The organism is Micromonospora sp. NPDC005173 (assembly GCF_040608515.1).
GTDB lineage: Bacteria > Actinomycetota > Actinomycetes > Mycobacteriales > Micromonosporaceae > Micromonospora.
The window spans coordinates 156,460-169,065 of record NZ_JBEXIK010000008.1; the positions used below are offsets into that span (position 1 = coordinate 156,460).

The window sequence follows — 12,606 nt, forward strand, 5'->3', positions numbered from 1 at the left end:
GGGCCGCGGCGCGGGAGCCGGAGCCGGCCGCGCCGGCGCCGCTGCGTGGGCTGGACGCCGCTGGTGGGCTGGCGGCGCTGCGCGGTCTGCTGGACCGGCCGCTGGCCTCCTACTACCTGCTGCTGTCCAGCGCCGGCCTGCTGCTGCTGATCGGGCTGACCATGGTCTTCTCGGCGACCAGCGTGCGGGACTTCGCCGAGGACGGCAACGCCTCGGCCTCGGTGACCAAGCAGGCGATCTTCGCGGTGATCGGCATCGGGGCGTTCTGGGCCTGCCAGCGGCTGCCCGCCACCACCTACCGGTCGCTGGGCCGACCGCTGCTGATCACCTCGGTGGGGCTGCTGCTGGTGCTCAACCTGCTGCTCGCCTACGCCCGGCTGGCCGGCAAGGAGTCGGCCCAGCTCGGCCCGTTGAAAGCCGAGCTGCTCTGGCTGTTCGTCGGCGGGATCCAGCTCCAGCCCTCCGAGCTGGCCAAGTTCGCGTTGGTGCTGTGGGGCGCACACGTGATCGCCCGCAAGGGTGCCGCGCTGGGCTGGTGGCGGGAGCTGGCCACCCCGCTCTTCCCGGTGATCGGGCTGCTCTTCGTCCTGGTCGGCTACAACGACGTCGGCACCATGCTCTGCCTGCTGGCCCTGGTGGTCGGCCTGCTCTGGGCGGCCGGGGTGCGGATGCGGGTCTTCGGCGCGCTCTCGGTGGCCGGCCTGGCCGGGATCGGCCTGCTCATCGCGGTGGCCTCGCTGGGTGCCGGCTCCGGCGAAAAGGGTAAGGAGAACTACCGCTTCGCCCGGCTCACCTACTTCCTCAACCCGCCGCCGCCGCAGGAGTGTGGCGACCCCTGCTACCAGATCTACCAGGGCCGGCTGGCCATCGAGCACGGCGGCTGGTTCGGCGTCGGGCTGGGTAAGAGCAGCCTCAAGTGGGACTGGCTGCCCGCGGCGCACAACGACTTCATCTTCGCGATCATCGCCGAGGAGTTGGGCGTGATCGGCTGCGTGGTGGTGCTCGCACTCTTCGCGGTGCTCGCGTACACCGGGCTGCGGATCGCCCGGCGGGTCGACGACCCGTTCCGCCGGCTCGCCGCCGCCGCGGTGACCACCTGGCTGGTCAGCCAGGCCGTGATCAATATCGGTGGGGTGGTCGGGCTGCTGCCGATCACCGGCCTGCCCCTGCCGTTCATCTCGGACGGCGGAAGTGCCCTGGTCGTGACGCTGGCGGCGATCGGGATGCTGGCGTCCTTCGCGCGCGCCGAACCCGATGCGGCCAGAGCACTGCATGCCCGTCCGCCGGCCCGGTGGGTCCGACTACTCTGGGCCCCGTTGCCGCCGCTTCCCGGCCGGCGTCGCCGGCCGGCGACGCCGTCGGCTGGCCGAGGGTCCGTGCCCCGGTCCCGCGCGCGGCGACAGGACGACCAGGCCGTACCGCGCGGCGTCCGGCAGGACCGGAGTCGCGCGGGTTCGGCGAGCGAGAGGAGACGCTGATGGGTCCGCTGCGTTCGGTAGTGCTCGCGGGAGGTGGCACCGGGGGGCACATCTACCCGTTGCTCGCCTTCGCCGACTGCCTGCGCCGACACGACCCGGGCGTCCGGATCACCTGCCTCGGCACACCCAAGGGCATGGAGAACGAGCTGATCCCGCCGCAGGGCTACGACCTGCGGCAGATCCCGGCGTACCAGCTGCCCCGGTCGGTGAACATGAACCTGGTCCGCACGCCGGGCCGGATGTGGACCGCGGCCCGCGCGGCGGGCAAGATCATCGACGAGGTGCGCGCCGACGCGGTGGTCGGCTTCGGTGGGTACGTCTCGGTGCCGGCCTACCTCGCCGCCTGGCGCCGGGAGCTGCCCATGGTGATCCACGAGGTGAACGTGCCGCCGGGGGTGGCCAACCGGCTGGGCATGAAGTTCACCAAGAACATCGCGGTCGGCTTCCCGCACCAGCCGAGCCAGGCCGAGTCGCTGCGCGACGCCCGCGTGGTCGGGGTGCCGCTGCGCCGCAGCATCGCCACGCTGGACCGGTACGCGCTGCGCAACGCCGCCCGCGCCCACTTCGGGCTCCGCCCGGACCTGCCGGTGCTCTTCGTCGCCGGCGGCTCCTCGGGCGCCCGCTCGATCAACCTGGCGGTCTCCGGGGCGGCCAAGGAGCTGGCCCGCAACGGCGTGCAGGTGCTGCACGTGATGGGCGCCCGCAACGAGCCGGTGCCGATCCCCACCGACCTGCCGGTGCCGTACGTGACCCTGCCCTACCTGTCCGAGATGGAGCTGGGTTACGCCGCCGCCGACCTGATGCTGGGTCGGGGCGGTGCGATGACCGTCGCCGAGGTGGCCGCGATCGGGCTGCCCACGATCTACGTGCCGTACCCGCACAGCAACCAGGAGCAGAGGCGCAACGCGCTGCCCGTGGTGGAGGCCGGCGGCGGGATGCTGGTCGACGACGCGGAGCTGACCCCGGACTGGCTGGAGCGCACCATCATCCCGCTGATCCGTGACCCGCAGCGGTTGTACACCATGGGCGCGGCGGCAGCGGCGTACGGGCGCCGCGACGGCGACGAGGCGCTACGCTCGTACGTCATCGAGGCGGTGGCCCGATGACCGCGCAGTTCACCCCGGCCGGCACGCTCACGGCCGAGGACCTGGGCACCATCCACCTGATCGGGGTGGGTGGGGTCGGCATGAGCGGGCTCGCCCGGCTCTTCCTCACCCGGGGCATCCCGGTCTCCGGCAGTGAGCTGCGCGAGTGGCCGTCGCTGGCCGGCCTGCGGGCGCTGGGTGGGACGATCCACATGAGCCACGAGGCGACCAACCTCGATGGCGTGGACACCGTCGTCTACTCCTCGGCCATTCCGCAGGACCACCTGGAGATGGTCGAGGCGCGCCGGCGTGGCCTGCGGGTGCTGCACCGCTCCGAGGCGCTCGCCGCGGCGATGACCGGCCGCCGCGCGGTGGCGGTGGCCGGCACCCACGGCAAGACCACCACCACCTCGATGGTGACCATGGTGCTTCAGCAGGCCGGGGTCGATCCGTCCTTCGTGATCGGCGGGGAGATCTCCGAGGTCGGCTCGGGCGCCCACCACGGCAGCGGCGAGTACTTCGTGGTCGAGGCGGACGAGAGCGACCGCTCGTTCCTCATCTACCGCCCGTACGTCTCGATCATCACCAACGTCGAGGCGGACCACCTCAACACCTACGGCGACTACGCGACGCTGGAGGCGGCGTTCGTCGAGTTCGCCCAGCTCACCGACCCGGACGGGTTCATCATCACCTGCGCCGACGACCCGGGCGGGCGGCGGCTGGCCGAGAGCCTGCGCGCCGAGGGGCGGCGGGTGTACACGTACGGCGAGGCGGCCGACGCCGACCTGCGACTGACCGACATCGTCTCGTCCGCGCGCGGGGTGCGGTACCTGGCCGCGATCGACGGGCGGTCGCTGGGCGAGTTCCGGCTGCCGGTGCCGGGGCGGCACATGGGCCTGAACAGCGCCTCCGCGGTGCTGACCGCGTACCTGCTGGACCTGCCGCTGCCGGCGGCGGAGGCCGCGCTGGCGGTCTTCCCGGGGGTGCGGCGGCGCTTCGAGCGCAAGGGCGTCGCGGACGGCGTGCTGGTCTACGACGAGTACGCCTACCACCCGACCTCGATGACGCTGGCGTTGCAGACGCTGCGCGAGGTGGCCGGGGAGGGGCGGCTGATCGTCGTCTTCCAGCCGTACCGGCTGTACCGCACCCGCGATTCGCAGGCGGAGATCGCCGAGGCGCTGGCCATCGCCGACGAGGTGGTGCTGCTGGAGGTCTTCGGGCCGGGTGAGCTGCGCCAGCCCGGCGAGGGCTCGGCGGCGCTGATCGAGGCGGTGGCGCTACCCGCCGAGCGGAAGGTCTTCGTCGACTCCTGGGAGGCGGCGCCGGTCGAGGTGGTCCGCCGGGCCCGCCCGGGGGACGTGGTGGTGACCATGGGCGCCCCGCCGATCTCGCTGATGGGTGACGAGTTGCTGGCCGGCCTTCTCGCGCGTACCGCGGGCTCCGCGCCGACGGCGACCGTCGACCCGGTGGCCACCGCTCCGGCGGTCGGTCATCCGGTGGCCGGCGGCTCCACCGCCGGCGGCGACGGGGCGGCCCTCGGTGGCACCGCCGCACCGGACGGCGCGGCGCCCACGGCCGGATGAGCCCCGGCCCGGCCCGAGGACGGACGAGCGGCGCCGACGGCGGCGCTCCGCGACGCGGTCCGGTCCGGCGCTGGCAGCTGGTCCGGGCGGGCAGCGACGCGGTGCCGGCGTCGACCCGCCGGTTCATGGCCCGCGCCCGGCAGCGCCGGATGCGCGCGGCGCTGCCCTGGGCGGCGACCGCCGGGGTGCTCGCCCTGGTCGGGCTGGTCGCCTGGACGGTGCTCGGCACCGGGTTGTTCGGGGTCCGCGAGGTGAAGGTGGAGGGTGCCAGCCTGGTCACCCCGGTACAGGTGCGTGACGCGGTCGGGGTGGCCGACGGGGTGCCGCTGGCCCGGGTGGACCTGGCTGCCGCCGCCCGCCGGGTCGGCACGCTGGCGCCGGTGGAGCGGGCCACGGTGTCCCGGGACTGGCCCGGCGCGCTGGTGGTCCGGGTGACCGAGCGGGCCCCGGTGGCGGCGGTGCCGCAGGGTGAGGCGTTCGCCCTGGTCGACCGGACCGGGGTGGCGTTCCGGACGGTGCCCCGGCGCCCCGCGGAGCTGCCGCTGGTGCGGGTGGCCCGGCCGGCCGTCGACGATCCGGGTACCCGGGCCGCGCTGGAAGTGCTCGTCGCGTTGACCCCGGAACTGCGCGCCGAGTTGGTGGACGTGAGCGTGGAGGGGCTGGCGCGGATCAGCCTGCGGTTGCGCGGGGACCGGACGGTGGTCTGGGGTGACGCGACGCGGGGTACGGACAAGGCCCGGGTGGCCACCGCACTGCTCGGCGAGGACACCGACCGGATCGACGTGAGCGCGCCGGACGTGGTGACCTTCCGCTGAGCGGGGGGCGTGCCGCGGGGTGCGGGGACGTGACTCATCGCGCTCTGGGCGGCGACACGCCGGTCGGGTCCTTGGCCGATCGCGCGGCGGCGCTTACGTTGCCCCGAAGAGGATCAGTGGTTGACATAACTGTAAGCCTCTAGTAGAGGGTGAGGGTTCACCTCTGATCCTCGGTGGTTACAGCTGTCGTCGGCCGCTGGGCAGGCCACGCCGTACCCGGTCGGCCGAAGCCAATCTCGAAGGGAAAGGACCGGAGATGACACCTCCGCACAACTACCTGGCGGTCATCAAGGTCGTCGGCATCGGGGGCGGCGGCGTCAACGCCGTCAACCGGATGATCGAGGTTGGGCTCAAGGGCGTCGAGTTCATCGCGATCAACACCGATGCCCAGGCGCTGCTGATGAGTGACGCCGACGTCAAGCTCGACGTCGGCCGGGAGCTGACCCGCGGCTTGGGCGCCGGGGCCAACCCGGATGTCGGCAAGAACGCCGCCGAGGACCACCGCGACGAGATCGAGGAGGTGCTCAAGGGCGCCGACATGGTCTTCGTGACCTGCGGCGAGGGCGGCGGCACCGGCACCGGCGGGGCGCCCGTGGTGGCGAACATCGCCCGCAAGCTCGGCGCGCTGACCATCGGCGTGGTGACCCGGCCGTTCTCCTTCGAGGGAAAGCGCCGCCAGGTGCAGGCCGAGACCGGAATAGACGAACTGCGCAACCAGTGCGACACCCTGATCGTCATCCCGAACGACCGGCTGCTGGCACTCGGCGACCGCGGCATCAGCATGATGGACGCGTTCCGCACCGCCGACCAGGTGCTGCTCTCCGGTGTGCAGGGCATCACCGACCTGATCACCACCCCGGGTCTGATCAACCTGGACTTCGCCGACGTCAAGAGCGTCATGAGCGGCGCCGGCAGCGCGCTGATGGGCATCGGCAGCGCCCGCGGCGAGAACCGCGCGGTCGAGGCGGCCGAGGCGGCCATCTCCAGCCCGCTGCTGGAGCAGAGCATGGACGGCGCGCGCGGTGTGCTGCTCTCCATCGCCGGCGGCTCCGACCTGGGCCTGTTCGAGATCAACGACGCGGCCCAGCTGGTCACCGACGCGGCGCACCCGGACGCCAACATCATCTTCGGCGCGGTGATCGACGACGCGCTCGGCGACGAGGTGCGGGTGACGGTCATCGCGGCGGGCTTCGACGGCGGCACGCCGGCGTACAAGGCGGCCGAGCCGTCCCGCAAGACCAACACCAACCAGCCGGCGCCGCAGAGCGCTCCGGTCCCGGCGCCGGTCACCATGCCGGCCCCGACCCAGTCGCCGCGTCGGGTGCTCTTCGACGACGTGGACGTGCCCGACTTCCTCAAGAACGGGTCCTGAGCACCGCCGATGACCGACAGCCCAGCCACGGTACGACCGGAGCGGCGTGCCGAACTCGCGGCCGGCCTGGCCCAGGTCCGGGCCCGGATCGCCGACGCGTGCGCGGACGCCGGCCGGGACCGTTCCGAGGTCACGATGATCGCGGTGACCAAGACCTACCCGGCCGACGACGTACTGGCGCTGGCCGGGCTCGGGGTGACCGACGTGGGGGAGAACCGCGACCAGGAGGCGGCCGGTAAGGCCGCCGAGGTGGCCGCGGCCGGGGTGAGCCCGCGCTGGCACTTCATCGGCCAGCTACAGCGCAACAAGGCCCGTTCGGTGGTCCGGTACGCCGACGTGGTGCACTCCGTCGACAGTGTCCGGCTGGCCCGGGCGCTGGCCACCGCGGCGGCCGACCGGGAGCGACCGTTGGCCGCCCTGGTGCAGGTGAGCATCGACGGCGATCCGGCCCGGGGTGGCGCGCTGCCCGATTCGGCCGACCCGAGCGTCGGGCTGGAGGCGGTGGCCGAGGCGCTGGCCGGTGCGTCGGCCCTGCGGCTGGCCGGCCTGATGGCGGTGGCGCCGCTGGGCTGGGCGCCGGAGCGGGCTTTCGCCCGGCTGGCCGAGGTGGCCGAGGCGTTTCGCGCGGTCCACCCGGGAGCGAGCGCGTTGTCCGCTGGAATGAGCGGCGACCTGGAAATCGCGATCCGATACGGCGCGACACATGTCCGCGTCGGTAGCGCGTTGCTCGGAATGCGCCCCACGCTGCGGTAGCCTGACCGCGAAAGAAGCAAATTACATCAGTGTTGTTTCAGGGACGGCGTCTCCTTGTCGGGGGTCGTGGCGTGCGACGCGAATCGCGCGCCAGGGGATTGCCGTTCCGGTCCGATGGGCATGGTTGTCCACTCGCGACGAGCGACATGGCACGGGGGCGCGTGCCGCACGGCGGACGGAAGGGCGCGGGATGGGTGCACTGCGCAAGGCGGGGGTCTGGCTCGGTCTGGTCGAAGAGGACGACGAGCGGGCCTACGATGACGGTGGCTACGACAAGGGTGGCTACCGTGACTCGCGGTACCGGCAGAGCCGGTACGCCGAGGAGTTCGCTGACGAGGACGACGACGACACCGAGGAGCCGCCGGCTCCCCGGCCGCGGGCCACTGAGCGGGGTCGGCTCTCCGACCGGGCGAACGGGCGCGTCAGCGACTCCGACCGGGGCGACGGCGAGCGTCCGGAGCGGGTCGAGCGGTCCAGCGTCCGGTCGATCACCCGGTCGTCTGCCGGCGAGACCTCCGGTGCGCTGACCTACCACACCCGGGACAACCTTGCCCTCGCGCCGCAGGCCAGCCTGCGTGAGCGGGCGGTGCCCGAGGAGGAGCAGCGTTACCAGATCACCACGCTGCACCCGACCACCTACCGGGAGGCGCGCACCATCGGTGAGCACTTCCGCGACGGGGTGCCGGTGATCATCAACCTCACCGAGATGGATGAGGCCGATGCCCGCCGTCTGGTTGACTTCGCCGCCGGTCTGGCGTTCGGGCTGCGCGGTACGATCGAGCGCGTGACCAATCGGGTGTTCCTGCTCTCACCGGCCAATGTCCAGGTCACCGCGGAGGACAAGGCCAAGATCGCTGAGGGCGGTTTTTTCAGTCTGAGTTGATCCCGCCCGACCCGAGGGACGTCGCTGACCGTGTTGTCGATCTTGCTGCAAGTGTTGTACCTGATCCTTTATGTCTTCCTGCTCCTTCTTCTGTCCAGGTTTGTGCTGAGCGCCGTCCTGCAGTACGGCCGTCGGTGGCAGCCGGGGCGTGGAGCATCGGCAGGATTGGAATCCGTGTGGAGCGTCACTGATCCCCCTCTCAACGCGTTGAGGCGTGTGATCCCTCCGCTGCGAATTGGTACCGTGAGCATCGACCTGGCCTCCCTTGTGCTCCTGGTTATCCTGTTCGTGCTGATGGAGTTCGTGTTAGGGCCGTCGATCAGGGCATCTGCCTGATGACCGACGCGCTTTCGCGGCCGCAACTGACCCGAGGAGTTTCGATGCCGCTGACCCCGGCCGACGTCCACAACGTCGCCTTCAAAAAGCCGCCGATCGGCAAGCGGGGCTATGACGAGGAGGAGGTCGACGCCTTCCTGGACGAGGTCGAGCGCGAGCTCGCCCGTCTCATCGAGGAGAACAACGAACTGCGCGCCCAGGTGGAGCGCGGCGGCCGTGGCGGTGCCCCCGCCGGCCCCGGCGGCGACGCCCGACTGGCGGCAGAGCTCAACGACGTCAAGGCCCAGCTTGACCGGGTGCAGCGCGACAAGGCGTCCGCCGAGCAGGCCGCCCGCGCCATGCAGGCCGAGCTGGAGCAGGTTCGCGCGACCGGCGGCCCGGCGGTCACCGGTGACGGTGAGCAGCAGGCCCTGCGCGTGCTGATGATGGCCCAGCGCACCGCCGACGACCACGTGTCCGACGCGCGCCGCGAGGCCGACCAGCTGCTGTCCGAGGCCCGCGGCAAGGCCGAGGAGGTGACCCGCGAGGCTCGCGCGAAGGCCGACGCCCTCGAGCGGGACGCCCGCCAGCGGCACCAGGAGGCCATGGGCGGCCTGGACGCCAAGCGCACGGCGCTGCAGAAGCACATCGAAGAGCTCAAGCAGTTCGAGCGCGAGTACCGCACCCGCCTCAAGGCCTACCTGGAGAGCCAGCTGCGTGACCTCGACGGTCGCGGCCAGGGCCTCGAGGCTGAGATGACCCGCTCCGAGGCAGGCCGGGTCGCCGGTGGTGGCAACGGGCTGGCCGCGGCGGGCCTCGCCGGTTCGTACGGCGGCGGCGGGCGCTCCGGCGCCCTCGAAGCCGGACGCTGAGCACCGGCCGGCGATCGCGTCCGCCGATGGTGACGGTCGCCGGCCCCGCCTGGACGGTACGACGCGGCGGGGGTGAGCCGTGATAGTCGCAAGTCTGCTGCTCATCCTCGTCGCGGTGGTGCTGCTGGTGCTCGGCCTGGCCGGTGGCTCCAGCTTTATGTTGATCATCTCCATCGCGGCCAGTCTGCTGGCCGCCGTGGCGTTGGTGGTGGGCGCCCGCCAGGCAGCCGCCAACCGCGCGACGGCGGAGCCCGGCCGGCCCGGCTGGCGGCACCCCGGAGCGCCCCGCACGGCCAACCAGGCCGGACCGGGTGTCGCGTACGGGCCGCCGCTGGTCGAGCCGGAAGTGCCGGTCCAGCACGTGCCCACGACGTTCGGTACCGGCGGCACCGGGTGGCGGCAACCACCCGAGCCGCCGGCCGACCACGCGTCGCCCCTCGACGCGCCGGTGGAGCAGGGGCCGCCCTTCGCGACCCCGGCCGACCAGGCGTCCACCCCGGCCGACCAGGCGTCCACCCCGGCCGACCAGGCGTCCACCCCGGCCGACCAGGCGTCCACCCCGGCCGATCAGGCGTCCACCCCCGGCGGCCAGGCGAATACCCCCGGCGGCCAGGTGTCTCCCTTCGCGGCCCCGGTCGACGAGGCGGCACGCCTCGATGCCCCGGCGGCCGAGGCCGCAGACGACGAGCCGACCGAGCAACCGATCACCCCGGCCGAGGCGGCCCAGGTCGCCCGGTTGCCCGACCCCGTCGAGGTGGTGGACGGTCGGCCCCGGTACCACCTCGCCACCTGCTCGCACCTGGCCGACCGGGTGCCCGAGACGCTGCCGGTCGCCGAGGCCGTCGAGCTCGGCTTCACCCCGTGCGCGCACTGCGCGCCGGCCACCGCCCTGCTGGCCGACGCCCGGCCGATCTGAAACGGCGTCCGGTGACCGCCCAGGACACGCTCACCGTGGCGGTACGGGTAAAGCCCAACGCATCCCGGGACCGGGTCGGCGGCCGGTTCGACGGCCCGCACGGCCCCGCCCTGGTGATCGCGGTGCACGCCCCCGCCGTCGACGGTCGGGCCACCGAGGCCGCCCGCCGGGCGTTGGCCGGCGCATTGGGCGTCCGGCCGGCGGCGGTGTCGCTGCGTACCGGCGCGGCCAGCCGGGACAAGCTCTTCCTCGTCGACCGTCCCGGCCCGGGGCTGTCCGAGGTGCTGTGCCGCCTGCGCGACGGATCCGCCGGGTGAGGAACGCCCGGGCCAGGCAACCGTGACGCCCGGGCTGGATATCGCGCTGCTCCTCGGCGCGGCCGTGCTGCTGGTGGCGGTCGGCGCGGTCCGGCTCTCCACCCGGCTCGGGGTGCCCAGCCTCCTGGTCTACCTGGCGCTGGGCGTGGCGATCGGCGAGTCCGGGCTGGGCATCCGCTTCGACGACGTCGACCTGACGCGGACCCTCGGCTTCTGCGCCCTGATCGTGATCATCGCGGAGGGTGGCCTGACCGCCCGGTGGAGCACCCTGCGTCCGGTGCTCGGGCTGGCCGCCGCGCTCTCCACGGTCGGCGTGGTGGTCAGCATCGGGGTGGTCGGCGTCGTACTGCACCTGCTGCTCGGGCTGGACTGGCGGCTGGCGCTGCTCTACGGCGCGGTGCTCTCCTCGACCGACGCGGCCGCTGTCTTCGCCACCCTGCGCCGGCTGCGCCTGCCACCCCGGCCGGTGGCCACGTTGGAGGCCGAGTCGGGCATGAACGACGCCCCGGTGGTGCTGCTGGTGGTGCTCCTGTCCCACGAGGGCTGGTCGCACCCGTGGTGGTACGAGGCCGGCCTGGTCGCCTACGAGTTGGGCGTCGGCGCCGCAGTGGGCGTGGGCGTCGGCCTGGGCGGCGCCTGGGCGCTGCGCCGGGCGGCACTGCCCTCCTCCGGGCTTTACCCGATCGCCGCGGTGGGGATCACCGTGCTGGCGTACGCCGCGGGGGCGGTGCTGCACGCCTCGGGGTTCCTTGCCGTCTACGTGGCCGGGGTGCTGCTGGGCAATGCCCGGCTGCCGCACCGGCAGGCGATTCTCGGCTTCGCCGACGGGCTGGCCTGGCTCGCCCAGATCGGCCTGTTCGTGCTGCTCGGGCTGCTGGTCTCGCCGGTCCGGCTGGACGCGGCGGTGCTGCCGGCGGTGGTCGCCGGCCTGGCGCTGGTGCTGCTGGCCCGGCCGCTGTCGGTGTTCGTGTCGGCGCTGCCGTTCCAGGTCGGCCTGCGCGAGCAGGCGTTCCTGTCCTGGGCCGGGCTGCGGGGGGCGGTGCCGATCGTGCTGGCCACCATTCCGCTCTCCGAACGGGTGCCCGGCGCGGAACGGCTCTTCGACGCCGTCTTCGTGCTGGTGGTGATCTTCACGCTGGTGCAGACCGGGACGCTCGGGCCGTTCGCCCGCCGGCTGGGGGTGACCGCGCCGGCCGAGGCCACCGAGATCCACGTGGAGACCGCCCCGCTGGAGCGGATGCGGGCCGACCTGCTCCAGCTGGAGGTACCACCGGGCTCGCGGCTGGCCGGCGTGCACGTCGACGAGCTGCGGCTGCCGCTGGGCGCCTCGGTCACCCTGGTGCTGCGCGACGGCGTGGGCTTCGTGCCCGGCCCGGACACTCGACTGAAGACCGGCGACAGCTTGTTGATCGTGGCCACCGCCGGGGTGCGTGACGCCGCCGAGCGGCGGCTGCGGGCGGTCAGCCGGCGGGGTCGGCTGGCCCGGTGGTTTGGTGAGTACGGGGATGAGGCGCCCGGTTGATCTGCTAACGTTCCCTTTGCCCCAGTTAGGCAAGGCTCGGGGCTGTGGAGCGGTGCGACGGTGCGGCACGTTGTCGGACGCCTGTACGTTCCGTATTCTTGCCAACCTCCGGAGTGTGCGGCCTTCGTTGCCGTGCGCCCCTTTTCGTACATAGGGGACGCCCTGGTCGGCGCCCCCTGACCAGGCATCGCGGGCCACCCCGGTGCCGCGGCCGAGGGAGCGACCCATGGCGAAGCCAGCCGACACCAAGACCGCCGGCCGAAAGCCGGTGGCCAAGGCCACCCGCAGCGCGGCGGAGACCGAGAAGATCCGGGCGGCGCTGGCGGCGCGGCGGGACGAGCTTCGCGCCGAGTACGATCAGACGCTGAGTGAGATCACCGAGCTGCAGCGCGATCGGCTGACCGACTCGGCCGGGGACGACCAGGCCGACACGGGCACCAAGACGCTCGAGCGGGAGCAGGAGATTTCTCTCGCCAACAGCATCCTGGAACGGATCACGCAGGTCGAGCGCGCCCTGGAGCGCCTCGACGAGGGTGGATACGGCTGGTGCGAGCGGTGCGGCAACCCGATCCCGGTCGAGCGCCTCGCCGCCTTCCCATCCGCCACCCTGTGCGTGACGTGCAAGCAGCTGGAGGAGCGGCGCTGAGGTCCGCTCCCCGGCGGCGATGAGACGGTGAGCGATCACCGCCGAGACT

General features: G+C 72.9%; 13 protein-coding genes. All 13 read left to right on the forward strand.

Annotated features, from left to right (window positions below):
* The first annotated feature begins 68 nt into the window (after positions 1-68).
* The 13 genes from ABZV00_RS12745 to ABZV00_RS12805 all read left to right on the forward strand — a co-directional run bounded on the left by ABZV00_RS12745 (position 69) and on the right by ABZV00_RS12805 (position 12,557).
* Positions 69-1,478 carry a putative peptidoglycan glycosyltransferase FtsW gene (locus ABZV00_RS12745; protein WP_355605146.1) on the forward strand — a complete coding sequence of 470 codons (1,410 nt, stop codon included), beginning with the start codon at positions 69-71 and terminating at the stop codon, positions 1,476-1,478.
* Positions 1,478-2,584, forward strand: a complete 1,107-nt coding sequence (gene murG, locus ABZV00_RS12750; protein ID WP_328418880.1) for an undecaprenyldiphospho-muramoylpentapeptide beta-N-acetylglucosaminyltransferase — start codon at positions 1,478-1,480, stop codon at positions 2,582-2,584. Before ABZV00_RS12745 ends, murG begins: the two co-directional genes overlap by 1 nt.
* A complete protein-coding gene (gene murC, locus ABZV00_RS12755; protein ID WP_328418879.1) occupies positions 2,581-4,146 on the forward strand; it encodes a UDP-N-acetylmuramate--L-alanine ligase in 1,566 nt (521 codons plus the stop codon). Before murG ends, murC begins: the two co-directional genes overlap by 4 nt.
* Positions 4,143-4,961 carry an FtsQ-type POTRA domain-containing protein gene (locus ABZV00_RS12760; protein ID WP_355605045.1) on the forward strand — a complete coding sequence of 273 codons (819 nt, stop codon included), beginning with the start codon at positions 4,143-4,145 and terminating at the stop codon, positions 4,959-4,961. Before murC ends, ABZV00_RS12760 begins: the two co-directional genes overlap by 4 nt.
* A gap of 256 nt (positions 4,962-5,217) precedes the next feature.
* Positions 5,218-6,333 carry a cell division protein FtsZ gene (gene ftsZ / locus ABZV00_RS12765; RefSeq protein WP_328418877.1) on the forward strand — a complete coding sequence of 372 codons (1,116 nt, stop codon included), beginning with the start codon at positions 5,218-5,220 and terminating at the stop codon, positions 6,331-6,333.
* A gap of 9 nt (positions 6,334-6,342) precedes the next feature.
* On the forward strand, positions 6,343-7,086 hold the full coding sequence (locus ABZV00_RS12770; protein WP_328418876.1) for a YggS family pyridoxal phosphate-dependent enzyme: 744 nt from the start codon (positions 6,343-6,345) through the stop codon (positions 7,084-7,086).
* Positions 7,087-7,276: 190 nt separating this feature from the next.
* Entirely contained in the window at positions 7,277-7,969 is a 693-nt protein-coding gene (gene sepF / locus ABZV00_RS12775) for a cell division protein SepF (protein WP_355605049.1), read from the forward strand.
* A 30-nt stretch (positions 7,970-7,999) separates the two neighbouring features.
* A complete protein-coding gene (locus ABZV00_RS12780; RefSeq protein WP_030334503.1) occupies positions 8,000-8,305 on the forward strand; it encodes a YggT family protein in 306 nt (101 codons plus the stop codon).
* Between the two features lie 44 nt (positions 8,306-8,349).
* Positions 8,350-9,156: a DivIVA domain-containing protein gene (locus tag ABZV00_RS12785; RefSeq protein WP_328426792.1), complete on the forward strand. Its 807-nt coding sequence runs from the start codon at positions 8,350-8,352 to the stop codon at positions 9,154-9,156.
* Between the two features lie 79 nt (positions 9,157-9,235).
* Complete coding sequence (locus ABZV00_RS12790; RefSeq protein WP_355605154.1) at positions 9,236-10,072, forward strand: hypothetical protein; 837 nt, start codon at positions 9,236-9,238, stop codon at positions 10,070-10,072.
* An 11-nt stretch (positions 10,073-10,083) separates the two neighbouring features.
* Positions 10,084-10,389, forward strand: a complete 306-nt coding sequence (locus ABZV00_RS12795; RefSeq protein WP_328418873.1) for a DUF167 domain-containing protein — start codon at positions 10,084-10,086, stop codon at positions 10,387-10,389.
* A gap of 22 nt (positions 10,390-10,411) precedes the next feature.
* Positions 10,412-11,911: a potassium/proton antiporter gene (locus tag ABZV00_RS12800; protein ID WP_328418872.1), complete on the forward strand. Its 1,500-nt coding sequence runs from the start codon at positions 10,412-10,414 to the stop codon at positions 11,909-11,911.
* A 226-nt stretch (positions 11,912-12,137) separates the two neighbouring features.
* Positions 12,138-12,557: a TraR/DksA C4-type zinc finger protein gene (locus ABZV00_RS12805; RefSeq protein ID WP_328418871.1), complete on the forward strand. Its 420-nt coding sequence runs from the start codon at positions 12,138-12,140 to the stop codon at positions 12,555-12,557.
* The last annotated feature ends 49 nt before the right edge of the window (positions 12,558-12,606 follow it).

Bases quoted from the DNA above. Each gene is read 5' to 3' on its own strand.
- ABZV00_RS12785 (WP_328426792.1), top strand. From the start codon at position 8,350: ATGCCGCTGACCCCGGCCGACGTCCACAACGTCGCCTTCAAAAAGCCG.
- ABZV00_RS12760 (WP_355605045.1), top strand. From the start codon at position 4,143: ATGAGCCCCGGCCCGGCCCGAGGACGGACGAGCGGCGCCGACGGCGGC.
- murG (WP_328418880.1), top strand. From the start codon at position 1,478: ATGGGTCCGCTGCGTTCGGTAGTGCTCGCGGGAGGTGGCACCGGGGGG.
- ABZV00_RS12770 (WP_328418876.1), top strand. From the start codon at position 6,343: ATGACCGACAGCCCAGCCACGGTACGACCGGAGCGGCGTGCCGAACTC.
- ABZV00_RS12805 (WP_328418871.1), top strand. From the start codon at position 12,138: ATGGCGAAGCCAGCCGACACCAAGACCGCCGGCCGAAAGCCGGTGGCC.
- ftsZ (WP_328418877.1), top strand. From the start codon at position 5,218: ATGACACCTCCGCACAACTACCTGGCGGTCATCAAGGTCGTCGGCATC.
- sepF (WP_355605049.1), top strand. From the start codon at position 7,277: ATGGGTGCACTGCGCAAGGCGGGGGTCTGGCTCGGTCTGGTCGAAGAG.
- murC (WP_328418879.1), top strand. From the start codon at position 2,581: ATGACCGCGCAGTTCACCCCGGCCGGCACGCTCACGGCCGAGGACCTG.